The 24,815-nt window shown below is 71.8% G+C and carries 18 protein-coding genes and 1 pseudogene; 12 read left to right on the forward strand and 7 right to left on the reverse strand.

The features are described 5' to 3' along the window. Positions 1–89: 89 nt before the first annotated feature. Positions 90–1,460 (forward strand): maltokinase N-terminal cap-like domain-containing protein, encoded by a 1,371-nt coding sequence (locus tag ACLF5H_RS03040; RefSeq protein ID WP_421674528.1) that lies wholly within the window; start codon positions 90–92, stop codon positions 1,458–1,460. A gap of 28 nt (positions 1,461–1,488) precedes the next feature. Continuing rightward, positions 1,489–3,699 carry a 1,4-alpha-glucan branching enzyme gene (gene glgB, locus ACLF5H_RS03045; protein WP_421674529.1) on the forward strand — a complete coding sequence of 737 codons (2,211 nt, stop codon included), beginning with the start codon at positions 1,489–1,491 and terminating at the stop codon, positions 3,697–3,699. Positions 3,700–3,718: 19 nt separating this feature from the next. Here glgB and ACLF5H_RS03050 read toward each other — a convergent pair whose 3' ends face one another. From ACLF5H_RS03050 to ACLF5H_RS03070, 5 genes and pseudogenes are all read right to left on the reverse strand, one after another. Beyond that, positions 3,719–5,953, reverse strand: a complete 2,235-nt coding sequence (locus tag ACLF5H_RS03050) for a HelD family protein (protein ID WP_421674530.1) — start codon at positions 5,951–5,953, stop codon at positions 3,719–3,721. Positions 5,954–6,122: 169 nt separating this feature from the next. After that, a pseudogene (locus tag ACLF5H_RS03055) lies at positions 6,123–6,454 on the reverse strand (thioredoxin family protein). Next, a complete protein-coding gene (locus ACLF5H_RS03060; RefSeq protein ID WP_421674531.1) occupies positions 6,451–6,879 on the reverse strand; it encodes a MerR family transcriptional regulator in 429 nt (142 codons plus the stop codon). The pseudogene ACLF5H_RS03055 and the gene ACLF5H_RS03060 overlap by 4 nt, the downstream one beginning before the upstream one ends. Before the next feature lie 492 nt (positions 6,880–7,371). Beyond that, positions 7,372–8,136 carry a DUF2127 domain-containing protein gene (locus ACLF5H_RS03065; protein WP_421674532.1) on the reverse strand — a complete coding sequence of 255 codons (765 nt, stop codon included), beginning with the start codon at positions 8,134–8,136 and terminating at the stop codon, positions 7,372–7,374. A 95-nt stretch (positions 8,137–8,231) separates the two neighbouring features. Beyond that, the gene (locus tag ACLF5H_RS03070) at positions 8,232–9,902 is read right to left on the reverse strand and encodes an MFS transporter (protein WP_421674533.1); all 1,671 of its coding nucleotides are present in this window, start codon (positions 9,900–9,902) and stop codon (positions 8,232–8,234) included. A 120-nt stretch (positions 9,903–10,022) separates the two neighbouring features. Here ACLF5H_RS03070 and ACLF5H_RS03075 point away from each other — a divergent pair, with 120 nt between their 5' ends. Further along, entirely contained in the window at positions 10,023–10,646 is a 624-nt protein-coding gene (locus ACLF5H_RS03075; RefSeq protein WP_421674534.1) for a TetR/AcrR family transcriptional regulator, read from the forward strand. Positions 10,647–10,731: 85 nt separating this feature from the next. On the opposite strand, the gene ACLF5H_RS03080 is transcribed toward ACLF5H_RS03075, so the two are convergent. After that, a complete protein-coding gene (locus ACLF5H_RS03080; protein WP_421674535.1) occupies positions 10,732–12,108 on the reverse strand; it encodes a cation:dicarboxylate symporter family transporter in 1,377 nt (458 codons plus the stop codon). A gap of 166 nt (positions 12,109–12,274) precedes the next feature. Here ACLF5H_RS03080 and ACLF5H_RS03085 point away from each other — a divergent pair, with 166 nt between their 5' ends. From ACLF5H_RS03085 to ACLF5H_RS03110, 6 genes are all read left to right on the forward strand, one after another. After that, a complete protein-coding gene (locus ACLF5H_RS03085; protein ID WP_421674536.1) occupies positions 12,275–13,909 on the forward strand; it encodes a sensor histidine kinase in 1,635 nt (544 codons plus the stop codon). Then, positions 13,906–14,589 carry a response regulator gene (locus tag ACLF5H_RS03090; RefSeq protein ID WP_421674537.1) on the forward strand — a complete coding sequence of 228 codons (684 nt, stop codon included), beginning with the start codon at positions 13,906–13,908 and terminating at the stop codon, positions 14,587–14,589. The genes ACLF5H_RS03085 and ACLF5H_RS03090 overlap by 4 nt, the downstream gene beginning before the upstream one ends. Before the next feature lie 114 nt (positions 14,590–14,703). Continuing rightward, positions 14,704–16,077, forward strand: a complete 1,374-nt coding sequence (locus ACLF5H_RS03095) for an extracellular solute-binding protein (RefSeq protein ID WP_421674538.1) — start codon at positions 14,704–14,706, stop codon at positions 16,075–16,077. Then, positions 16,074–16,946, forward strand: a complete 873-nt coding sequence (locus ACLF5H_RS03100; RefSeq protein WP_421674539.1) for a carbohydrate ABC transporter permease — start codon at positions 16,074–16,076, stop codon at positions 16,944–16,946. Before ACLF5H_RS03095 ends, ACLF5H_RS03100 begins: the two co-directional genes overlap by 4 nt. Next, on the forward strand, positions 16,946–17,818 hold the full coding sequence (locus tag ACLF5H_RS03105) for a carbohydrate ABC transporter permease (protein ID WP_421674540.1): 873 nt from the start codon (positions 16,946–16,948) through the stop codon (positions 17,816–17,818). The genes ACLF5H_RS03100 and ACLF5H_RS03105 overlap by 1 nt, the downstream gene beginning before the upstream one ends. Before the next feature lie 113 nt (positions 17,819–17,931). Beyond that, entirely contained in the window at positions 17,932–18,636 is a 705-nt protein-coding gene (locus ACLF5H_RS03110; protein WP_421674541.1) for a helix-turn-helix domain-containing protein, read from the forward strand. Positions 18,637–18,678: 42 nt separating this feature from the next. On the opposite strand, the gene ACLF5H_RS03115 is transcribed toward ACLF5H_RS03110, so the two are convergent. Next, a complete protein-coding gene (locus ACLF5H_RS03115) occupies positions 18,679–19,704 on the reverse strand; it encodes an ATP-dependent 6-phosphofructokinase (protein ID WP_421674542.1) in 1,026 nt (341 codons plus the stop codon). 238 nt (positions 19,705–19,942) lie between these two features. On the opposite strand from ACLF5H_RS03115, the gene pta reads away from it, so the two are divergent. The 3 genes from pta (at position 19,943) to pyk (ending at position 24,756) form a co-directional block, all read left to right on the forward strand. Next, positions 19,943–22,042, forward strand: coding sequence for a phosphate acetyltransferase (pta, locus tag ACLF5H_RS03120; RefSeq protein WP_421674543.1), 2,100 nt, complete (start codon positions 19,943–19,945; stop codon positions 22,040–22,042). Continuing rightward, entirely contained in the window at positions 22,039–23,247 is a 1,209-nt protein-coding gene (locus ACLF5H_RS03125; RefSeq protein WP_421674544.1) for an acetate kinase, read from the forward strand. The genes pta and ACLF5H_RS03125 overlap by 4 nt, the downstream gene beginning before the upstream one ends. Before the next feature lie 84 nt (positions 23,248–23,331). Beyond that, on the forward strand, positions 23,332–24,756 hold the full coding sequence (gene pyk, locus ACLF5H_RS03130; protein ID WP_421674545.1) for a pyruvate kinase: 1,425 nt from the start codon (positions 23,332–23,334) through the stop codon (positions 24,754–24,756). Positions 24,757–24,815: the final 59 nt, after the last annotated feature.

Genomic DNA, 24,815 nt, shown 5'->3' on the forward strand with positions numbered 1-24,815 from the left:
CACGCGGGGCGGCGGAGCGTTTTCGCCGCCCCGCCCCGGGCACCCATCAGTGACACCCCGAACAGATCCGGGGAAAGGACGTGACGCCCGTGACGGAAGCGGTCACCCCTTCGGCGAGCACCACCCTCGACTCACTGGCCCCGCTGCTGCGCGCCTGGCTGCCCCGGCAGCGCTGGTTCGCGGGCAAGGGCCGCCCGGTCACCGGGTTCACCCCCGTGGCCGTGACCCAACTCCTGCCACGGGGCGGTGGGTTGGACCTGTACCACGTCCTCCTGCGCGTCCATCAGCCACCGGAGCCCGCGCATCCCGGCGACTGCTACCAGCTCCTCATAGGCGCGCGCGAGGCGCTGCCACCCCGGCTGGCGCCCGCGCTGATCGGCCATGTGACCCGGGGCCCGCTCGCCGGACGCACGGTGTACGACGCCCTGTACGACCGCCGGCCCGCCGAGGTGCTGCTGGAGGCCCTGCGCACCCGGGCCCGCGTCGGCGGGCTGCGCTTCGAGCGGGACCCGCGCCAGGAGATCCGGCCCCATCTGGTGGCCCGGATGCTGGCCGCCGAGCAGTCCAACTCCTCGGTGGTCTATGGAGATACGTTTATTCTCAAGCTGTTCCGCCGGGTCGTCCCGGGCGTCAACCCCGATCTGGAGCTGCCGCGGGCGCTGGCCCGCGAGGGCTGCCCCCGGGTGCCCGCGCCGACCGCGTGGCTGAGCGCCGAGCTGGACCAACAGCCGTACGTACTGGCGGTGTTGCAGCCCTTTGTGAGCGGTGCCGCCGACGGCTGGGAGCTGGCGCTGCGGGAGCTGGCCAAGGGCGAGGACTTCAGCGCCGAGGCGCGGGCGCTGGGCCGGGCCACGGCCGAGGTGCACACCGCGCTGGCCCGCGCCCTGCCGACCGTCACCCTCGGCCCCGCCGGACTCGGCCCGCTGGTGGACGGGATGACCGAGCGGCTGGCGGCGGCGGTGCAGGCCGTACCGGCGCTGGGGCCGTACGAGCGGGGGCTGCGGTCGGCCTACACCGCGCTCGCCGAACTGGCCGCCGGGGGCCGCACCTGGACCGCCCAGCGCATCCACGGAGACCTCCATCTCGGGCAGTGCCTGCGCGCGCCGTCCGGCGACTGGTCGCTGATCGACTTCGAGGGGGAACCGGCCCGGCCCCCCGCCGAGCGGCGGCTGCCGCAGCCGACCGAGCGGGACATCGCGGGGATGCTCCGCTCCTTCGACTACGCGGCCTGCTCGGTGAGTTCGGCCCCGGCGCGGTGGGCGCACGACTGCCGGGCGGCCTACTGCTCCGGGTACGCGGAGGTGTCCGGCCGCGATCCGCGCACCGATCCGGTGCTGCTGCGCGCCTTCGAGACCGACAAGGCCGTCTACGAGGTGGTGTACGAGGCCCGCCACCGCCCCGACTGGCTGCCCGTGCCGCTGTCGGCGATCCGCCGCCTCGCCGTGTCCGACCCTCACTGACCCGACTCTCGCCCCGGGAGACTCGCTCGTGACGTCGAAGAAGCACCAGACCGATCCCGCCGTGGCAGCCGAGGACCGCGCACGGCTGCTGGCCGGCACCCACCACGACCCGCACTCCGTGCTGGGCGCCCACCCGGTGCCGGGCCGGGTGGCCTACCGCGCCCTGCGCCCGGGCGCCCGCTCGGTCACCGTCGTCTCCGGTCCGCTGCGCACCGAACTGCGCGACGACGGCGACGGTTTCTTCTCCGGACTGCTCCCCTCGGACGCCGTACCGCAGGCGAGCCGACTACGGGTGGCGTACGGCGACACGGTCCACGAGACGGCGGACGCCTACCGTTTCCTGCCCGCGCTCGGCGAACTGGACCTGCATCTGATCGGCGAGGGCCGGCACGAGGAGCTGTGGCGGGCGCTCGGCGCGCACGTCCTTGTGCATCAGGGCGTGCGCGGAACCCGGTTCGCGGTGTGGGCGCCGAACGCGCGGGGCGTCCGGGTGACCGGGAGCTTCGGCTTCTGGGACGGCACCGGTTTCCCGATGCGCTCGCTGGGCTCCTCGGGGGTCTGGGAGCTGTTCGTGCCGGGCGTCGGCGAGGGCGAGCTGTACAAGTTCGAGATCACCCGCCCGGACGGCTCGCACACCCAGCGCGCCGACCCGCTGGCCCGCCGCACCGAGGCGCCGCCCGCGACCTCGTCGATCGTGCAGGTCTCGCACCATGTGTGGCAGGACGCGGAGTGGATGGCGCACCGCGGGGACACCCCGGTGCACGAGGCGCCGTTCTCGGTGTACGAGGTCCATCTCCCGTCCTGGCGCCCCGGCTCGACCTACCGCGAACTGGCCGACCAACTCACCTCCTACGTCACGGAGATGGGATTCACCCATGTGGAGCTGATGCCGGTCGCCGAGCACCCCTTCGGCGGCTCGTGGGGCTACCAGGTCACCGGGTTCTACGCGCCGACGGCCCGGCTGGGCACCCCGGACGACTTCAAGTACCTGGTGGACCGGCTGCACCAGGCCGGGATCGGGGTGCTGATGGACTGGGTACCGGCCCATTTCCCGCGCGACGCGTGGGCGTTGGCCGAGTTCGACGGGCGGCCGCTGTACGAGCACCCCGACCCGCTGCGGGCCGCGCATCCCGACTGGGGCACGCTGGAGTTCGACCTCGGCCGCCGCGAGGTGCGCAACTTCCTCGTGGCGAACGCCGTGTACTGGTGCGAGGAGTTCCATGTGGACGGGCTGCGGGTGGACGCCGTGGCCTCCATGCTCTACCTCGACTACTCGCGCGAGCCGGGGGGCTGGCGGCCGAACGAGCGCGGCGGCCGGGAGAACCTGGACGCGGTGGCCTTCCTCCAGGAGATGAACGCCACCGTCTACCGGCGCTGCCCGGGTGTCGTGACCGTCGCCGAGGAGTCCACGGCCTGGGACGGGGTGACGCGGCCGACCCATGTGCAGGGTCCGAGCGGGTTCGGCGGCCTCGGCTTCGGCCTGAAGTGGAACATGGGCTGGATGCACGACTCGCTCCAGTACATGGCCCACGACCCCGTGCACCGCTCCTACCACCACGGCGAGCTGACCTTCTCCATGGTGTACGCGTACAGCGAGAACTACGTCCTGCCGATATCCCACGACGAGGTGGTGCACGGCAAGGGATCCCTGGTCTCCAAGATGCCGGGCGACTGGTGGCGGCGGCGCGCCGATCTGCGCGCCTACCTGGCCTTCATGTGGGCCCACCCCGGCAAGCAACTCCTTTTCATGGGGCAGGAGTTCGCCCAGGGCGCGGAGTGGTCCGAGGCGGCCGGGCCCGATTGGTGGCTGCTCGACCCCTCGTACCCCGCCGCCCCCGAGCACCGGGGCGTCCGTGACCTGGTCCGCGATCTGAACGCCCGCTACCGGGCCACCCCGGCGCTGTGGCAGCGCGACACCGACCCCTCGGGCTTCGAGTGGATCACCGGTGACTCGGCGTCCGACAACGTGCTCGCCTTTCTGCGCCACGACGCCGACGGCTCGCCCCTGCTGGCCGTCTGCCACTTCTCCCCCGTGGTCCGCGCCGACTACCTCATCGGCGTCCCCGAGGACGTCCCGGCCTGGTCGGAGCTGCTGAACACGGACGCGGAACGCTACGGCGGCAGCGGCGTGACCAACCCGGGCCCGCTGAAACCCGAGCCCCGCGGCGCCCACGGCCGCCCGGCCGCCGTCCGCCTGACCCTGCCCCCCTTGGCCACGGTGTGGCTGCGACCGGCCTAGGGAGCGCCCGGCGGCCGCGCTACTCGTCCCGCTGGGCCAGCGCCCGCGGCAGGTTCCCGGTGTGCAGGACACCCAGTCGCTGGGTGGCGCGGGTCAGGGCGACGTAGAGGTCGCTGGTGCCGTACTCGGCCGGTTCGACGACCAGGACCGAGTCGAACTCCAGGCCCTTGGACTGGCGGGGGTCGAGGAGGACGACCGCCCGGGTGAGGTCGGGTTCGGCACCGGCGGTGACACCGTCCAGGCGCGCGGCGATCGCGCGGTGCAGCCGACGCGGCGCGATGATCGCCAACCTGCCCTCCACCGGCGCGAGTTCGGCGGCCGCCTTGGCCACCGCGCCGGGCAGGTCGTCGTCCTCCCGGCGCACCCAGGGCCGTACCCCGGTGGAGCGCACCGAGCTGGGCGGCAGGAAGTCCGGCTGCTCGGCGCGGACCACGGCCGCGGCGAGGTCCATGATCTCGGACGGGGTGCGGTAGTTCACGCCGAGGCGGGTGTGCTCGTACCGGTCCTCGACATACGGCGCGAGGATCTTCGACCAGGAGCCGACCCCGGCCGCCTCGGCGGTCTGCGCGGGGTCGCCGACCAGGGTCATCGAGCGGGTCGGGCAGCGCCGCATCAGCAGCCGCCAGGCCATCGGTGACAACTCCTGCGCCTCGTCCACGATGATGTGCCCGAACGCCCAGGTCCGGTCGGCCGCCGCCCGCTCGGCCGCGCTGCGGTGGTCCGCCTCCTCCTGCCGCTCGGCGAACCGCTCCGCGTCGATGATGTCGTGCGCGGACAGCACCTCCGAGCCGTCCGGGTCGCCGTCCTCCTTGTCCTCGAACTCGTACGTCCGCGACGCGTACGACACGTCCAGCACGCCCTGCGCGTACGCGATCTGCGTCGCGCGCTCGCGATCGGCGCGGGAGCGGGCCAACCGGTCGTCCTCGCCGAGGAGTTCGGCGGCCTCGTCCAGGAGCGGCACGTCGGCGACGGTCCAGGCGCGGGTCACCGGGCGGCGGATCGCTGCGGCATCGGCGTCGCTCAGATACCCCTCGGGCTCGGCGAGGAAGTCGGCGACCAGCCGCTTCGGGGTGATCCGGGGCCACAACTGGTCGATGGCGGACCAGACTTCGGGGTTCTCGGCGAGTTCGTCGCGGATCTGCGTGATGTCGGAGGCGTCGAGCAGGCTGCTGCCGTCGTAGGGGTCGGTGCCGACCCGCTCGGCGTACAGCTCGGTGAGCGTGTTGAGGATGTGGCCCTCGAAGTACTCGCGGGCCGCGTTGTGCGGCAGCTTCGCGGCGCGGGTGCGTTCGCGGGCGACGCCCACCAGGCCGTCGTCGAGCATCAGCACCTCACGGTCGTGCGCGATCGTGAGGACCGGGTCGGGCAGCGCCTGCCGGTCGCGGACCACCTCGGCGAGCACGTCCGCCATGTCCGCGCGGCCCTTGACCGCGGCCGCCTCGGGGGTGTCGGCGGCGGTGGCCCGCACCCCGGGGAACAGCTCGCCGACCGTGGCCAGCAGGACGCCGGTCTCGCCGAGGGCGGGCAGCACCTCGCCGATGTAGCCGAGGAAGGCCGGGTTGGGCCCGACGATCAGCACGGCACGGCGGGCCAGCAGCTCGCGGTGCTCGTAGAGGAGGTACGCCGCCCGGTGCAGCGCCACGGCGGTCTTGCCGGTGCCGGGTCCGCCCTCCACGACCAGCACGCCCCGGTGCGGTGCCCGGATGATCCGGTCCTGGTCGGCCTGGATGGTGCGCACGATGTCGCCCATCCGGCCGGTGCGGGCCGAGTTCAGCGCGGCCAGCAGCACGGCGTCGCCGTTGTGGTCCTCGTGCCCGGTGCGGGTGGCGTCGCCGAGGTCCAGGATCTCGTCGTGCAGATGGGTGACGGTACGGCCCTCGGTGGCGATGTGCCGGCGCCGCCGCAGTCCCATCGGGGTGTGCCCGGTGGCCAGGTAGAAGGGCCGGGCGACCTCGGCGCGCCAGTCGATCAGCACCGGTGTGTGCTCGGTGTCGTCCGCGCGCAGTCCGATCCGGCCGATGTGGTGCGTCACGCCGCTCGCGAGATCGATCCGGCCGAAGCAGAGCGAGCCGTCGACGGCGTTCAGCGCGGCGAGCAGCCCCGAGCGCTCCGCGACCAGGATGTCCCGCTCCAGCCGGGCCTGCATGGGCTTGTCGCCCTGCGCGAGCGCGTCCCCGACCGAGGTCTCGGCGTCACCGCGCAGCACGTCGACGCGCGCGTACAGTCCGTCGATGAATTCCTGCTCCTGACGCAATTCATCGTCTGGAAATTCGGTGTTTGACAATTCCGCTCCCGCCCGGATATACTGTGCCCACAAAGCTTTTCCGTGACCGCGGTCATGTGAAGTCACGAACCATTGAATATACGCGCAGAAATCCCCCGGACGCAATTGTCCGGGGGATTTCTTGTGTGCGGGCGTGGACTTACAGCAGGTCGGCGAGTTCCTCCAGGAGCCGCCGCTTGGGCCGGGCGCCCACCATGGACCGCACCGGCTCGCCGCCCCGGAAGACCATCAGGGTCGGCGTGGCCAGCACCCCGTAGGCGAGGGTCGTGCCGGGATTGCGGTCGACATCGAGCTGGACGACCTTCAGCCGGTCCCCCTCCTCCCTGGCGATGTCCCGGAGCACCGGCGCCAGCTGCCGGCACGGCCCGCACCACTCGGCCGTGAACTGCACCAGGACCGGCACTCCGGCGTCGATCACCTCGCCGCGAAGTCCGCGTCCGTCACCTCGGCAAGTCCGCTCAGCACGCTCATGACAGCTGCCCTCCCAGTTCGCATCCCGGCTCCGGGCCCCCCGGAACCGATGCCTCGGCGGCCAGCTCGCCCATGGCCCGCTCGGCCCGCCGCAACTGCTCGGCGACCGTCTCGCGCACCGCCGTCAGCTGCCCGACGAGCGCGTCCAGCTCGGCCAGCTTGCGCCGGTACACCGCGAGCGACGCCGGACAGGAGTCCCCCTCGGGATGCCCCGCCCGCAGACATTCCACGAACGGCCGCGTCTCCTCCAGCTCGAACCCGAAGTCCTGGAGCGTCCTGATCTGCGCCAGCAGCCTGAGGTCCGACTCGCCGTACTCCCGATACCCCTTCTCGTCCCGCCGCGCCGAAAGCAGCCCGCGCGCCTCGTAATACCGCAGGGCCCGCGCCGTGGTCCCGGCCCGAGCGGCCAACTCGCCGATTCGCATGAACACGACGGTAGGCCTTGACGCGGACGTCAGGGCAAGCCGGGCGCCGCCGGTCATCCGCCGGGCACGGAGAGCGGGGCTCGGCTTCGCCTGCCAGGGTTACGATCCCGTACGCCGGGCCCGAACTCGGTGACCTGGTCGGCCGGGAACTGTGCCGCGCCGGTATTCCCGCGTACGTCATGCGTCCGGAGGCGACGGGACGGCCCGGTGCCCGGGTGGAGGCCGACGACAGCCAGGGCGAGCATGTCGGCGGCCTCTACGTCCGCTGGAGCGCACCGGGTCTGGCGGCGGCAGCCGTAAAGGCGGTGACGCAGCGAGCTGACCCGGCGGCGCCGGAACGGGAACACCATGCCGAGGTCGTGCTGCTCATGCGGACGGCGTTGATCGGCGTCCTGCGGGCGGCCGGTTTCTCCGCCGTACCTGAACACCGCGCCGACGGGCGGGGCCTGCCGCCCCGCCCCGGCGCATCCCGCTTCTCGCGGACCGGCCCCCTCAGACCAGCACCCCCGCCGACTCCTCCACCTCCAGCAGGGACGCGCTGTGGCGTTCCTCGTCGAATTTACGGCGGCCGCCGCGGAGGCCGAAGAGGCGTTTGGCGAGGGCGATGTAGAGGACGGCGAGGATGTTGAGCGCGAGGGTGGCGATCTTGAGGTAGCTGATCTTCTCGGTCAGCTCGTAGATCTCCAGCGGCAGGAACGCGGCGGTGGCGACCACCGTGAGGTACTCCGCCCAGCGCCTCGCGCGCCACAGGCCGACCGCCTCGACCAGTTCGATCAGGGCGTAGGCGAGGAGCAGCCCGGCGACCAGGAGAAGCGTGGAGTGCTGGTAGCCGAACGCCTTCTGGATGGAGCCGACCACGGGTGAGTGGTCGAGGTCGTAGTGGAAGTGCCGGAAGACGGGGCGCAGCACGGTCAGGTACTCGTTGAAGAGCCGCCGTACCGCGTCCTGGCTGTTGCTGAACTTCCACACGGCCACCGCGACCAGCACTATGAACACCCCGCGCACGGCCCGCTCGATGGCGAGGAACCGCAGGATGAACAGGTCCCGCAGCACCTTCCCGCGCGGCACCAGCGGCGCGTCCTGCGCCGGTCCCGAGCCGTGCGGCTCCCCGAGCGCGAAGTCCCCGCAGCGCAGACAGCGCCACGCGTCCCCGAGCCCGGTCTGCGCGTGCAGCCGTACCCGCAGTCGCGGATCGTCGGGCGCGTAGGTCACATGCCCCTTGCGCGCGCAGGTCCGCCGGTCCCAGTCGATCTTCATGTCCCCCGTGCCTCCATGCAGGTACAGACGCCACGCACGAGCGTGCCGTTCCGGTCGTCCGGAACGGCACGCTAATGGATGTCGGCGGGAAAGCGTCAGCCGGTGGTGGTCTCCGCCAGTTCCTTCTCCGCTTCCTTCACCTCTTCGGTCGTCGCGTGGCGCGGCAGCAGGAACGCCACCAGGACCGTGCCGACGCCGAGGACGACCGCGCCGACCAGGCTGGTGTGGGCGACGGCGGAGGAGAAGGAGGAGCCGACGGCGTCGGCCATCTGGCGGGCGCCCGCGGCGAGTTCGGTCGCCTGCTGCTTGAGCGCGGCGGCCTGCTGGGGGCTGCTCGCGTGGGCGGCCTGGGCGGCGACCTGGTGGGCCTTGTCGGCGATGCCCTGGGCGACGGCGTACCCGGCGCCGACCGAGTCCTGGGCGGTCTCCAGGGCGCTCGGCGGGAGCTTGCTGTGGGCGGTGGCGTCGGAGAGGTGGTTGCCGTACGACGTGGCCAGCAGCGAGCCGAGGATGGCGATGCCGAGCGAGCCGCCCAGCTCCAGCGAGGTGTCGTTGACCGCGCCGCCGACGCCCAGTTCGGACTCGGGGAACGCGCCCATGATCGCGTCGGTGCAGGGCGAGAGGGCGAGGCCGATGGCGAGGCCGAGGATGATCAGCGGGGCCACGAAGTCGCCGTACGTCGAGCCCGCGTCCACCTGGGTGAGCAGCGCGAGCGCCACCGTGCCGAGGACCATGCCCGCGCTGACGGTCCACTTCATGCCGACGCGCGGGGTGAGCCAGCCGGTGAGGCCCGAGCCGACGAACACGGCACCGGCCAGCGGCAGCATCCGCACACCGGTCTGCAGGGCGTCGTAGCCGAGGACGAACTGGAGGTGCTGGGTGAGGAAGTAGAACGCGCCGAACACGGCCAGGAAGAACAGGGCGACGGCCAGGTTGGAGCCGGCGAAGCGGCGGTGCGCGAAGCGGCGGACGTCCAGGATCGGGCGCGGGTGGCGCAGCTCCCACAGGACGAAGGCGATCAGGCCCACGCCCGCGATCACGGCGGCGGCGACGGCCTTGCCGCTCCAGCCGAAGTGCGGGCCCTGGATGATCATGTAGACCAGCGAGCCGGTCCAGATCACGGACAGCAGGCCGCCGACGTAGTCGATGCGGTCGTGGTGGCCGGCCTTGGACGGCGGGACCAGGACGAAGGCGGCGACGAGGGCGACGAGCGCGATCGGCACGTTGATCAGGAAGGTCGAGGACCAGCCGTGGTCGCGCAGCAGCGCACCGGCGACCACCGGGCCCGCGGCGATGGCGAGGCCCGCGGTGGCCGTCCACAGCACGATCGCCTTGGCCCGCTCGGCCCGCGGGAAGGTCGCCGCGAGCAGCGACAGCGTGGCCGGCATGATCAGCGCCGCGCCGACGCCCATCACCGCGCGCGCCGCGATCACGGTCGCCGCGCTGTCCGCGAGGTAGCCGAAGACGGCGCCGCCGCCGAAGACCAGCAGGCCGAGCACGAGCGCCCCGCGCCGGCTGTACTTGTCGCCGATCGCGCCGAGCAGCAGCATCAGCGCCGCGTAGGGCACGGTGTAGCCGTCGATCACCCACTGGAGATCGGCGCTGGAGAGGCCGAGGTCCTTCGTCATGTCGGGCGCGGCGACCGTGAGGGCGGTGTTGGCCATCACGATGATCAGCAGGCTCAGGCAGAGCACCAGCAGGGCCCACCAGCGCCGGGCGTAGGGGCGCTCCATCTTCTCGACCGGTTCGGTCATGACGAGTCGCATGGCAGGGGTTTGCCTTCCTCGGGGTTCGCGACGGAACTTGCACATCATCGTGCAATTGCACAACGATGTGCAATGTACGCCGTTACACAGTGCTGTGCAAGTTGGGTGAGGAAGTGCAGAATGGCCCGCATGACCACGGGTAACCCCAGCCGCGCCGACGCCAACCGCCGCCGCATCCTCGACGTCGCCCTCGCCGAGCTGCTGCGCGACCCGGACGCGTCGATGGACCAGATCGCGCGCGCCGCCGGAGTCGTACGACGGACCGTGTACGGCCACTTCCCCAGCCGGGAGGCGCTGATCAGCACCCTGACCGACGAGGCCGTGCAGGCGCTCGCGGACGCGGACGCGGCGGGGCGCACCGGGGTCACGGACCCGGCGGAGGCGCTGGCCCGCTCGGTGCTGGCGCTCTGGGCGACCGCCGACCGCTACCGGCTGCTGATCGCCCTCGCCCAGCGCACGGTCACCGTGCAGGGCATCCGCGAACGGCTCGCCCCGGTGCGCGCGGCCAAGATCCGGGTGCTCCAACAGGGCCTGGACGAGGGCGTGTTCACCTCGCCGCTGCCCGCCCCCGCGCTCGCCTATGTGCACGAGCAGACGCTGTTCGCGGTGATGGAGGCGGTCAACGACGGGCTCCTGGCGGCAGAGGAGGCGGGCCGCGCCGCCACGGTCACCGTCCTGACCGCGGCGGGCGTACCCGCCTCGCTGGCCACCGCCCTGGTGACCAGGGTGAGTTCGCACCCGTAGCGCGAACAGCCGGATGCCCGGCCCCGGTTCAGGCGGAGCCGGACATCCGGAGAAGGAGGCCGGGACAGCTGGGGGCGGCCAGGGACTAGGCCTTGGCCAGCCGCTCCTCCCGGGGCTCGGGAACCTCCGCCACGGTACCCGCCGTCACGTCCATCACCGTCTCGTCGAACGGCAGCTCACCGGAGAGCACCCGCGCCACCCGCGCCTGGTCGATCTCCTTGGTCCAGGTGCCCACCAGCACCGTGGCGATCGCGTTGCCCGCGAAGTTCGTCAGCGCCCGCGCCTCGCTCATGAACCGGTCGATGCCGACGATCAGTCCGACGCCGTCCACCAGCGCGGGCTTGTGCGACTGGAGACCACCGGCCAGCGTGGCGAGGCCCGCGCCGCTGACCCCCGCCGCGCCCTTCGACGCCAGCAGCAGGAAGAGCAGCAGCGGGATCTGCTCGCCGACCGACATCGGGGTGCCCAGCGCGTCCGCGATGTACAGCGACGCCATGGTCATGTAGATCATCGTGCCGTCGAGGTTGAAGGAGTACCCGGTCGGCACGGTGATGCCGACGACCGGCTTGCTGACGCCGAGGTGCTCCATCTTCGCGATCAGGCGCGGCAGCGCGGACTCGGAGGAGGAGGTGGACAGGATCAGCAGGAATTCGCGGGCCAGGTAGCGGCACAGGGAGAAGACGTTGACCCCGGCGAAGATCCGCAGCACCGCGCCGAGCACCACGAAGACGAACAGCACACAGGTGATGTAGAAGCCGAGCATCAGCACGGCGAGGCTCTTCAGCGCGTCCAGTCCCGCCGAGCCGGTGACCGCGGCGATCGCGCCGAACGCGCCGATCGGCGCGGCCCACATGACCATGGACAGGACGCGGAAGACGAGCCGCTGGATGTGCTCGATGCCGCGCAGCACCGGCTGCCCGGCCGTGCCCATGGCCTGGAGGGCGAACCCGGCGAGCAGGGCGACCAGCAGGGTCTGGAGCACCTGGCCCTCGGTGAAGGCGGACACGAAGGTCTGCGGGATGATCGACAGGACGAAGTCGACGGGCGGCAGCGCGTCGCTGCTGACCTGCGCGTGTCCGGTCTGCTTGAGGGCGCCGGTCAGATGGAGCCCGGCGCCGGGGTGCAGCACATTGCCGACGACGAGCCCGATGGCGAGCGCGACCAGCGACATCACGAGGAAGTAGCCGAGGGCGATACCGCCGACGGCGCCCACCTTGGCCGCCTTGCGCACCGAGCCGATGCCGAGCACGATCGTGCAGAAGATGATCGGCGAGATCATCATCTTGATCAGATTGACGAACCCGGTGCCCAGTGGCTGGAGCTGGACGGCGGCATCCGGCCAGATGAGTCCGACGGCGATGCCGAGCGCGACGGCCACGATGACGGCGATGTACAGGTAATGGGTCCGGTCCCGCCGCTCGCGGGGTGCGGCAGCTGCCGTATCGGGGGTGGTGGCGGCCACGACTGCCCTCCTTGACGTCTTCGTCGACGTCGTCGTCGGTGCACGACCGGCGTGCGGCTCACGTCCGGGTGGTGCTGGGGAACGCGGTGACTATCTCCCGTCCTGTGAGGGCGGTCACGCTTGCGTTCATTTAGTTCACGCCAGAACCAGGGGCACACTGGCTGGCATGCGCCTTCCGTCCCTGACCCGCCCGCGCAGCCTGGCGGGCCAGCTGTTCGCCATGCAGGCGGTGCTGATCGCCGTGGTCGTGGCCGGATACGCGCTGTTCACGTACGTCAGCGACCGGCGGCAGGCGGAGGACGCGGCCGCCCGGCAGGCGACCGGGGTGGCCCGCTCGATCGCCGACTCCCCCGCGGTCCGCGCCGCGATCCGCACCCCGGACCCGACCGCGCCGCTCCAGCCGTACGCCCTGAAGGTCACCCGGGACACCAACGTCGACTTCGTCACGATCATGAGCCCGGACGGCATCCGCTGGACACACCCGGACCCCCGGCAGATCGGCAAGCGCTTCCTCGGCACCACCGCCCCCGCCCGCGCGGGCCGCACCTTCACCGAGACCTACACCGGCACCCTCGGCCCCTCCGTGCGGGCGGTGACCCCGGTGACGGACGGCGGCCGGATCGTCGGCCTGGTCAGCGCCGGGATCACCGTGGACCGGATCAGCGAGCGGCTCCAGGACCAGGTCACGGCGCTGCTCGGGGTGGCCGGCGGGGCGCTGCTCCTGGGCGCGGTGGGCACGTACGTCGTCAACGCCCGGCTGCGCCGGCACACCCACAACATGAACGCCGCCGAGCTGAGCCGGATGCACGACTACCATCAGGCGGCGCTGCACGCGGTCCGCGAGGGGCTGCTGATGCTGGACGGGCAGTACAGGGTGGCGCTGATCAACGACGGCGGGCGGGAGCTGCTCGGGGTCGGCGAGGAGGACGGGGTGATGGGACGGTCGGTGGCCGAGCTGGGCCTGCCCGCGCCGCTGACGGGCGCGCTGCTGTCCTCCCGGCCCCGGGTGGACGAGGTGCATCCGACGGCCTCCCGGGTGCTGGTGGTGAACACCTCCCCGGTCTCCGGCGGGGAACGCAGGGGTACGGTCGTCACCCTGCGCGATGTCACCGAACTCCAGTCGCTGATGGGCGAGTTGGACACCGAGCGGGGCTTCAGCCAGGCGCTGCGCTCGCAGGCGCACGAGGCGGCGAACCGGCTGCACACCGTGGTCTCGCTGATCGAACTGGGCCGCTCCGAGGAGGCCGTCCAGTTCGCCACCGCCGAACTGGAGCTGGCGCAGGCGCTGACCGACCAGGTGGTGGCGGCGGTCGGCGAACCGGTCCTCGCGGCGCTGCTGCTGGGCAAGACCGCACAGGCCAACGAGCGGGGCGTGGAGCTGGTGGTGTCGCCCGACAGCCGGCTCGACGACGAGCTGCTGTCCGGCGGTCCGCCCGCGCGGGACCTGGTGACCATCCTCGGCAATCTGATCGACAACGCGGTGGACGCGGCGCAGGGCCCCGCGCGGGCGCGGGTGACCGTGACGGCGTACGCCCCGGCGGACGAGCTGGTGCTGCGGGTCGCGGACACCGGCCCCGGCGTCGACCCCGACCACGCCGACCTGGTGTTCCAGCGCGGCTTCACGACCAAACCGGCCGGGCCCGGTGGCCGGGGCCTCGGGCTCGCGCTCGTACGGCAGGCGGTGACCCGGCACGAGGGCACGCTCACGGTCACGGACGCGGCCCCCGGGGGCGGCGCGGTGTTCGAGGTGCGGTTGCCGCTGCGCCCGGCGCCGGTGGCGGCGAAGGGCGGTGCCGGATGACGGACCCGATCAGAGTGCTGATCGTGGAGGACGACCCGGTCGCCGCCGACGCGCACGAGCTGTACGTGGGCCGGGTGCCGGGCTTCGTCGCGGTCGCCAAGGCCCGCACGGGCGCGCAGGCGCGGCGCGTCCTGGACCGCACGGAGGTGGATCTGCTCCTCCTCGATCTGCATCTGCCCGATGTGCACGGGCTCCAGTTCGCCCGCTCGCTGCGCGCCGCCGGCCATCACGCGGATGTGATCGCGGTGACCTCGGCGCGGGATCTGGCGATGGTGCGCGAGGGGGTCTCGCTGGGTGTCGTGCAGTACGTGCTCAAGCCGTTCACCTTCGCCACGCTGCGCGACCGGCTGGTGCGCTACGCGGAGTTCCGGGGCGCCGCGGGCGAGGCGAGCGGGCAGGACGAGGTGGACCGGGCGCTCGCGGCGCTCCGGGCGCCCGCCCCGGCCGCGCTGCCCAAGGGGCTCAGCGGGCCGACGCTCCAGCGGGTGACCGGCGCGCTGCGGGTGGCGGCCGACGGGCTCACCGCGGCCAAGGTCGCCGAGGCGGTGGGCATATCGAGGATCACCGGGCGCCGTTATCTGGAGCACCTGGTGGACACCGGCCGGGCCGCCCGCAGCCCGCTGTACGGCCAGGTGGGGCGGCCGGAACTGGTCTACCGCTGGGTGTCGCAAACGCCGTGAGCCTGCGGTGATCGCCAACTCCCTTTCACCGCACACGCATTGACCTGAGCGGACCGCCGCTCTTACCTTCACGGACACCACCGAGGCCACCCCCACGTGTGCCCGCAGGAGGTCATGCCCGTGCGCCCCACCGCCGCTCTCACCGCCCTGCTCACCACCGCCCTCGCCGCCACCGCCCTCACCGCGTGCGGCAGCGGCTCCGACGAGGGGCCCAACACCCTGAAGGTGTCGTACAAGCAGTCGACCGACAACTCCATCAAGGTGATGGACACCTACCTCGCCGGGATCAAGAAGCAGTTCGAGCGCCAACACCCGGGGAAGAAGGTCGAGTTCGTGCCGATCAAGGCGCCGGACTCGGAGTACTACACCAAGCTCCAGCAGATGCTGCGCTCCCCGCGCACCGCGCCCGACCTGGTCTACGAGGACACCTTCCTCATCAACTCCGACATCACCAGCGGGTACTTGAAGCCCCTCGACCCGTATCTCGCGAAGTGGCCGGACTGGGGGCGGTTCATCGGCACCGCGAAGGCCGCGGCCCGGGGGCAGGACGGGAAGACGTACGGCGTCCCGGACGGCACCGACACCCGCGGACTCTGGTTCGACAAGCGGGTGTTCCGCAAGGCGGGGCTGCCCGCCGACTGGCAGCCGCGGACCTGGGACGACATCCTCACCGCCGCCCGCACCATCAAGCGGAAGGTCCCCGGTGTCACCCCGCTCAACGTCTACACCGGCAAGCCCGCGGGCGAAGAGGCCACGATGCAGGGCTTCGAGGAACTCCTGTACGGCACGAACGACGGCCGGGGCGATCCGCTGTACGACGGCACGAGCAAGAAGTGGAGGGCGGCCGGCCAGGGTTTCAAGGACGCGCTGGCGTTCGTGCACCGCGTGTTCCAGGAGAAGCTGGGCCCGGACGTGTCCGACGCGCTCGACCCCAACTACTCCACCACCGTGCGCGGTGAGCTGCTTCCCCAGGGCAGGCTGGGCATCGACCTGGACGGCTCCTGGCTGCCGCAGGACTGGCTGCCGGGCAGCGGGCACGCGTGGAAGGACTGGTCCAAGGAGATCGGGCTGGCCTACATGCCCACCCAGCACGGGCAGGCGCCGGGCAAGGTGAGCATGTCGGGCGGCTGGACCTGGTCGATCCCGGCGCGGGCCGCCCATCCGGATCTCGCCTTCGACTTCATCAGGACGCTCCAGACCAAGGACAACGCGCGGAAGTGGTACATCGCCAACTCCGGTATCGCGGTGCGCGAGGACGTGGCGGCGGACCCCGCGTACGTGGGCGCGCAGCCCGGGATCAAGTTCTTCACCGATCTGGTGGCCACGACGCACTACCGGCCCGCGTTCCCCGCCTATCCGAAGGTGTCGACCGCGATCCAGGAGGCCATGGAGAGCGTGACCACCGGGGACCGGTCGGTGGCGCAGGCGGCGGGTGACTACGACGCCGCGCTCAAGGACGTCACCGGCGGCCGGGTGGTGGGCGGGTGAGGAGCCGGGGCGCGCTGCCCGGGATCACCCGGGCGCTGCCCCTCGCCCCCGCCGTCGTCCTGCTGCTGCTCTTCCTCGCCGGGCCCATCGCCTACTGCGTCCTCATCTCCTTCACCGACCTCCAGCTGACCGGTCAGGCGCACTCCTCCTTCGTGGGGTTCGCCAACTTCCGCCGGGCGTTCGGGGATCCGGCGTTCCTCAACGCCGTATGGCTGACCCTGGTGTTCACCGTGCTGTCCTCGATCGTCGGGCAGAACACCCTGGGGCTGGCGCTCGCCGCGCTGCTGAAGCGGGCCTCCCGGCCGGTGCGTGCGGTGGCCGGCGCGGTGGTGGTCACGGCGTGGGTGCTGCCGGAGGTGGTGGCCGGGTTCCTGCTGTACGCGTTCTTCCGCCGGGAGGGAACCCTGGACGCGATCCTCGGCTGGCTCCAACTGCCGCGCCAGAACTGGCTGTACACGCTGCCGATCCTCGCGGTGTCCTTCGCCAACGTATGGCGCGGCACGGCGTTCTCGATGCTGGTGTACTCCGCCGCGCTGGACGAGATCCCGGCCGAGATCAGCGAGGCGGCCGAGGTGGACGGGGCGGGCGGCTGGCGGCGGCTGTGGCACATCACGCTGCCGATGATCCGCCGGTCCATCGGCACCAATCTGCTGCTCAACACCCTCCAGACGCTCTCGGTGTTCGGGCTGATCTGGGTGATGACGCGGGGCGGGCCGGGCGACAGGAGCCAGACGCTGCCGCTGCTGATGTACGAACAGGCCTTCCAGAACAGCATGATCGGGTACGGCACCGCCGTCGCGCTGCTTCTGCTGCTGGTGGGGGCGCTGTTCTCGGTCGGGTATCTGCGGCTGCTGCGGACGGAGGTGTGATGGCCCGCGCCCGCGCCCGGACCCGCCGGACCCGCGCCCGGCCCCGCGCCCGCGTACGCGCCGCACGGCGGCACACCGCCGACGCCTGTCTGCTGCTGGTGGCCGCGGCGTTCGCGCTGCCGCTGGCCTGGGTGGTGCTGGCCAGTGTGGACCCGGGCGCCGATCTGCGCGTCCGGATCCCGGACAGCCTCACCCTCGGCAACTTCCGGGCGGTCCTGACCCCGGACATCACCTACACCCCGCTGCTCAACAGCCTGATCCTGTGCGGCTGCGCCACCGCGCTCACGGTCGGGTGCGCCGCGCTCGCCGCCTATCCGCTGTCCCGGTTCCGGTCCCGGCTCAACCGGCCGTTCCTGCTGACCATCCTCTTCGCCACCTGCCTGCCCATCACCGCGATCATGGTGCCGGTGTACGCCCTGTTCGTGCGGGTGAATCTGATCGACACCCTCCAGGGCACGATCCTGTTCTTCGCGGCGACCCAACTCCCGTTCGCCATCTGGCTGATGAAGAACTTCATGGACGGCGTCCCGAAGGAGCTGGAGGAGGCCGCCTGGACCGACGGCGCCTCGTCCCTGCAGTCGCTGCTGCGCATCGTCCTGCCGCTGATGGGGCCGGGCCTCGCCGTGGTGACCGTCTTCTCGTTCGTCATGATGTGGGGCAACTTCTTCGTCCCCTTCATGCTCCTGCTCACCCCCGACCGCATGCCCGCCTCGGTCAGCGTCAACGACTTCTTCGGCAACCGCGGCATGGTCGCCTACGGCCAGCTCGCCGCGTTCTCGGTCATCTACTCGACCCCGGTGATCCTGCTGTACGTCCTGGTCTCCCGCCGCCTCGGGAACGGCTTCGCGCTCGGGGGCGCGGTCAAGGGCTGACGACGCGATCAAGGGCCGACGAAGAGGCGGGCGAGGGGGCGGGGGCTGTGCGTTCGGACAATACGTGATCCTGGCGGAACGGACCGTATCCCCCGCGCCCCGCCGGGCCTACCTTGTGCGGGGTGCGCCCACCCTCCTCTCCCCCGCCGCCGCCCCCGTTCGACGCCCAGGCCGCCCGGCGGCTGCGCGGCGCCCTCGGCATGGGGCCCGAGCATGTCGCCCACGCCCTGCGGTCCGCGTACGGGCTGCCCTACGTCACGCCCGGACACGTACTCGCCTGGGAGCGCGGCACCGCCGCCCCGGACCACACCGAACTCGCCGCGCTCGCCGGGGCGTTGTGGTGCGACCCGGGGGAACTCCTGGACCGCCCCCGCACCCTGCGCGAGCACCGCATCGCCCGCGGCGTCGCACCGCAGGACGTCGCCCGCGCCGTCGGCATGGACCTGCCCGGGTATCTGCGGATGGAGGAGGACGGCGTCTGGCGCGGCACCGAGCGGCAGGTCCTGGAGCTCGTGCGGGTGCTGCGCCTCGAACCGCCGGACGTCGTGGCCGTCACCGGCCGTACGGAGCCGCTCGCCGCGCTGCTGCGCGGGGCCGTGACGACCCGCTGGCAGGCGTATGTGCGTCAGGTCGGGGAGCTGGTGGCCCTGGAGCGTCCCGTGCTTGAGGAGGCGCTGCGCCGGCTGCACCGGGACTACCAGGGCCGGATGACCGCCACCCTGGGCTGGGGCGGCGGGGGCACGGCCGGGGCCGCCGGGGAGGAGTTCCTGGAGCGGATCGTGGAGAACTTCTGGGCGGCCGTGCGGCGGGAGCCGTAGAACTCCCGCCGGGACAGGGCCACTTCCGGGAGACGGGGCGGTCTAGAAGACCGACTCCGCCTCGTCCATCCGGTCCTTCGGGACCGTCTTCAGCTCGGTGACCGCCTGCGCGAGCGGGACCATCTCGATGTCGGTGCCGCGCAGGGCGGTCATCCGGCCGAACTCGCCGCGGTGGGCGGCCTCCACGGCGTGCCAGCCGAAGCGGGTGGCGAGGACGCGGTCGTAGGCGGTGGGCACGCCGCCGCGCTGGACATGGCCGAGGATGACCGGCTTGGCCTCCTTGCCCAGGCGCCGCTCCAGCTCGTAGGCGAGGGCGGTGCCGATGCCCTGGAAGCGCTCATGGCCGTACTGGTCGATCGCGCCCTTGCCGTAGTCCATGGTGCCCTCGGCGGGGTGCGCGCCCTCGGCGACGCAGACCACGGCGAACTTCTTGCCGCGCGAGAAGCGCTCCTCGACCATCTTGACCAGGTCCGCGGGGTCGAAGGGCCGCTCGGGCAGGCAGATGCCGTGGGCTCCCGCGGCCATCCCGGACTCCAGCGCGATCCAGCCCGCGTGCCGGCCCATGACCTCGACCACCATCACCCGCTGGTGGGACTCGGCGGTGGTCTTGAGGCGGTCCATCGCCTCGGTGGCGACGCCCACCGCGGTGTCGAAGCCGAAGGTGCGGTCCGTGGCGGAGATGTCGTTGTCGATCGTCTTGGGCACGCCGACGACCGGGAGCCCCGCGTCCGAGAGCATCCGGGCCGCCGTCAGGGTGCCCTCGCCGCCGATCGGGATCAGCGCGTCGATGCCGAACTCCCCGACCATGTCGGTGGCCCGCTCGCAGGCCTCCCGCAGCCGGTCCCGCTCCAGCCGTGAGGAGCCGAGGATGGTGCCGCCGAGGGCCAGGATGCCGCTGACCGCGTCCAGGTCCAGGGCGCGGTAGTGGCGGTCGAGCAGACCGCGGTAGCCGTCCTCGAATCCGATGACCTCGTCGTCGTACTGCGTCACCGCGCGGTGCACGACCGAACGGATCACGGCGTTCAGTCCGGGGCAGTCGCCGCCTGCGGTGAGAACTCCGATGCGCATCGTGCTGTGTCTCCTGCTCGCTGTCTCGTCCGTGCGTGAGCCTGCCCCGATTCTTTCACGTCCGCCGGGGAGCCCCGCAATCCTGACGGGCGCCTTATCCCGGCCGAGGGGTACTGTCAAGAGGGTTCCGCTCACCCTGGTGGGCGATTTTTATGCCGACCCTTCGACGACGATCTTTCGACGGCGTCCCTATCGATGGCGTCCCTATCGACGGCGACATGAGAAACGGAGTGGACACGTGACGCGCAGCGTGTACCTGACCGGCATCGACCGCGGCGACGGCCGCCAGGTCGTGGAGCTGGGGGTCATGGAACTGCTGACCCGGCAGGTCGACCGGGTGGGGGTCTTCCGCCCGCTCGTGCACGACGGCCCCGACCGGCTGTTCGAGCTGCTGCGGGCGCGCTACCGCCTCTCCCAGGACCCGGCGACCGTGATCGGCATGGACTACCGGGAGGCGTCCGCGATCCAGGCCGAGCAGGGCACCGACGAGCTGGTCTCGACCCTGGTCGACCGCTTCCACCAGCTGGCCCGCTCCTTCGACGTGGTGCTGGTCCTCGGCACCGACTTCGCCGCCACCCAGCTCCCCGACGAGCTGGCCCTCAACGCCCGCCTGGCCAATGAGTTCGGCGCCTCCGTGCTGCCGGTCGTCGGCGGTCGCGGCCAGAACGCCGAGTCGGTGCGCGCGGAGGTCCGCAACGCCTACCGCGCCTATCACGGCCTGGGCTGCGACGTCCTCGCCATGATCGCCAACCGGGTGGCCCGCGAGGACCGCGACGAGCTCGCCGAGCGGCTTGCCTCCCGGCTGCCGGTGCCCTGCTACGTGCTGCCCGACGAGCCCGCCCTGTCCGCGCCGACCATCGCGCAGATCGCCCAGGCCCTGGACGCCCGGGTGGTGCTCGGCGACGACTCCGGGCTCGCCCGCGACGCCCTCGGCTTCGTCTTCGGCGGCGCCATGCTGCCGAACCTGCTGACCGCCCTGACCCCGGGCTGTGTGGTGATCACCCCCGGGGACCGCGCGGACCTGGTCGTCGGCGCCCTGGCCGCGCACAGCGCCGGCACCCCGCCGATAGCCGGCATGCTGCTCACCCTGGACGAGGTGCCGAGCCAGGAGATCCTCACGCTGGCCGCCCGGCTCGCCCCGGGCACCCCGGTCCTTTCGGTGCGCGGCAACAGCTTCCCCACCGCCGAGCGGCTGTTCTCGCTGGAGGGCCGGATGACGGCGGCCACCCCGCGCAAGGCCGAGACCGCGCTCGGCCTGTTCGAGCGCCATGTCGACACCGCCGAGCTGGCGAGCCGCGTCTCGGCGACCAGCGGCGACCGCGTCACCCCGATGATGTTCGAGCACAAGCTGCTCGACCGGGCGCGCGCCGACCGGCGCCGGGTGGTGCTCCCGGAGGGCACCGAGGAGCGGGTGCTGCACGCGGCCGAGGTGCTGATGCGCCGGGGCGTGTGCGACCTGACCCTGCTCGGGCCCGTCGACCAGATCCGCAAGAAGGCCGCCGACCTGGGCATCGACCTCGGCGACACCCAGCTGATCGACCCGGCCACCTCCGAGCTGCGCGACGGCTTCGCCGAGAAGTACGCGGCCCTGCGCGCCCACAAGGGCGTCACGGTGGAGCTGGCGTACGACGTGGTCACGGACGTGAACTACTTCGGCACCCTGATGGTCGAGGAGGGCCTCGCCGACGGCATGGTCTCCGGCTCGGTGCACTCCACGGCGGCCACCATCCGCCCGGCCTTCGAGATCATCAAGACCCGCCCGGAGGCCGCGATCGTCTCCTCGGTGTTCTTCATGTGCCTGGCCGACAAGGTGCTGGTCTACGGCGACTGCGCGGTCAACCCCGACCCGGACGCCGAGCAGCTCGCCGACATCGCCGTCCAGTCGGCCGGTACGGCGGCCCGGTTCGGGGTGGAGCCGCGGATCGCGATGCTGTCGTACTCCACCGGCACCTCCGGCACCGGCGCCGATGTGGACAAGGTGCGCGCGGCCACCGAGCTGGTGCGCGCCCGCCGCCCCGACCTGAAGATCGAGGGGCCGATCCAGTACGACGCCGCCGTGGAGCCCACGGTCGCCGCGACCAAGCTGCCGGGCTCCGAGGTCGCCGGGCAGGCCACGGTGCTGATCTTCCCGGACCTCAACACCGGCAACAACACCTACAAGGCCGTGCAGCGCTCGGCCGGCGCGATCGCCGTCGGCCCGGTCCTCCAGGGGCTGAACAAGCCGGTCAACGACCTGTCCCGGGGCGCCCTGGTGCCGGACATCGTGACCACCGTCGCCATCACCGCCATCCAGGCCCAGACCTCCGCAGACCGAGCAGAAAGCGTGCCCGCATCGTGACCGCGACCCGTGTCCTCGTCCTCAACTCCGGCTCCTCGTCGCTGAAGTACCAGCTGCTCGACATGCGGGACACCAGCCGCCTCGCGCTCGGCCTGGTCGAGCGGATCGGCGAGCAGACCTCCCGGCTCAAGCACACCTGTGTCGGCACCGGTGAGACCCGTGAGCAGAACGGCCCGATCGCCGACCACGACGCCGCGCTCAAGGCGGTCGCCGAGGAGCTGGCCCGGGACGGCATCGGCCTCGACTCGCCCGACCTGCTGGCGATCGGGCACCGGGTGGTGCACGGCGGGATGTTCTTCACCGAGCCCACCGTCGTCGACGACGGGGTGATCACCGAGATCGAGCGGCTGATCCCGGTCGCCCCGCTGCACAACCCGGCCAACCTGACCGGCATCCGCACCGCCCGCGCGCTGCGCCCCGATCTGCCGCAGGTCGCCGTGTTCGACACCGCGTTCCACACCACGATGCCGGAGTCCGCCGCGCGCTACGCGATCGACCCGAAGATCGCGGACCGCTACCGGGTGCGCCGCTACGGCTTCCACGGCACCTCGCACGCCTATGTGTCCCGCGAGACGGCCCGGCTGCTGGGCAGGGACCCCGCCGAGGTCAATGTGATCGTGCTGCACCTCGGCAACGGCGCCTCCGCGTCCGCGGTGGAGGGGGGCCGGTGCGTGGACACCTCCATGGGGCTCACGCCTTTGGAGGGGCTGGTGATGGGTACGCGCTCCGGTGATCTGGATCCCGCGGTCATCTTCCATTTGGCCCGGGTTGGCGGAATGTCCATGGACGAGATCGACACTCTTCTCAACAAGAGGAGCGGCCTGTTCGGTCTGTGCGGGGACAACGACATGCGGGAGATCCGCCGCCGGATCGACGAGGGCGACCAGGAAGCCGCTCTCGCCTTCGACATTTACATTCACCGGCTCAAGAAGTACATCGGCGCCTATTACGCCGTCCTCGGGAAGGTGGACGCGATCGTGTTCACCGCCGGGGTCGGGGAGAACGCGGCGCCCGTGCGGCAGGCGGCGATCGCGGGCCTGGAGGGGCTGGGCGCGGCGGTCGACCCGGAGCTGAACTCCGTACGCGGCGACGGGGCGCGGCTGATTTCGCCCGCGTCCGCGCGAGTGGCCGTGGCCGTGGTGCCGACGGATGAAGAACTGGAGATCGCGACGCAGACCTACGCACTGGTCGGAAAGAGCAATTGAGCAGCACCTGAGCAGGAGTCCTCTCATTTGTATCTTCCGCCAGACGGAATATTCCGTAGCGAAACAAACCGATAGGATCGCCCCATGCGCCGTTCGAAAATCGTCTGTACTCTCGGCCCCGCGGTCGACTCCCACGAGAAGCTCGTCGCCATGATCGAGGCGGGCATGAACGTGGCCCGCTTCAACTTCAGCCACGGCTCCCACGCCGAGCACCAGGCGCGGTACGACCGCGTCCGGGCCGCGTCCAAGGAGACCGGCCGGCCCATCGGCGTCCTCGCCGACCTCCAGGGTCCGAAGATCCGCCTGGAGACGTTCGCCGAGGGCCCGGTCGAGCTGGAGCGCGGCGACGAGTTCGTCATCACCACCGAGGACGTGCCCGGCGACCGGCACATCTGCGGGACGACGTACAAGGGGCTGCCGGGCGATGTCTCGCGCGGCGACCAGATCCTGATCAACGACGGCAATGTCGAGCTGAAGGTCGTGGACGTGGCGGGCCCCCAGGTCCGGACGATCGTGATCGAGGGCGGTGTCGTCTCCGACCACAAGGGCATCAACCTGCCCGGCGCGGCCGTCAACGTGCCCGCGCTGAGCGAGAAGGACGTCGAGGACCTGCGGTTCGCGCTGCGCATGGGCTGCGACATGGTCGCGCTGTCCTTCGTGCGGGACGCCAAGGACGTCCAGGACGTGCACCGCGTCATGGACGAGGAGGGCCGCCGGGTCCCGGTCATCGCCAAGGTGGAGAAGCCCCAGGCGGTGGAGAACATGCAGGACGTCGTCAACGCGTTCGACGCGGTGATGGTGGCCCGCGGCGACCTCGCGGTGGAGTACCCGCTCGAAAAGGTCCCGATGGTGCAGAAGCGCCTGATCGAGCTGTGCCGGCGCAACGCCAAGCCGGTGATCGTCGCGACCCAGATGATGGAGTCGATGATCACCAACTCCCGGCCGACCCGCGCCGAGGCCTCCGACGTGGCCAACGCGATCCTGGACGGCGCCGACGCGGTGATGCTGTCCGCCGAGTCCTCGGTGGGCGCCTACCCGGTCGAGACGGTCAAGACGATGTCGAAGATCGTCCAGGCCGCCGAACAGGAGCTGCTTTCCAAGGGCCTGCAGCCGCTGGTGCCGGGCAAGAAGCCGCGCACCCAGGGCGGTTCGGTGGCCCGCGCGGCCTGCGAGATCGCCGACTTCCTCGGCGCCCGCGGCCTGGTCGCGTTCACCCAGTCCGGTGACACCGCGCGCCGCCTCTCGCGCTATCGCGCCGCCCAGCCGATCCTCGCCTTCACCACCGAGGAGGCCACCCGCAACCAGCTCACGCTGAGCTGGGGCGTGGAGCCGTACGTGGTGCCGTTCGTGGACACCACCGACGACATGGTGGTCCAGGTGGACCAGGAGCTGGACAGGCTGGGCCGGTTCGAGAAGGGCGCCACCGTGGTCATCACGGCCGGCTCGCCCCCCGGCGTCCCGGGCACCACCAACATGATCCGGGTGCACCACCTGGGCACCGACAACTGACGCTGCCCGCACGGGCTTTGTACGGCGCTGAGGGCGCCCCCTGCGAACAGGGGGCGCCC

The organism is Streptomyces sp. LaBMicrA B280 (assembly GCF_049222185.1).
Taxonomy (GTDB): Bacteria; Actinomycetota; Actinomycetes; order Streptomycetales; family Streptomycetaceae; genus Streptomyces; species Streptomyces murinus.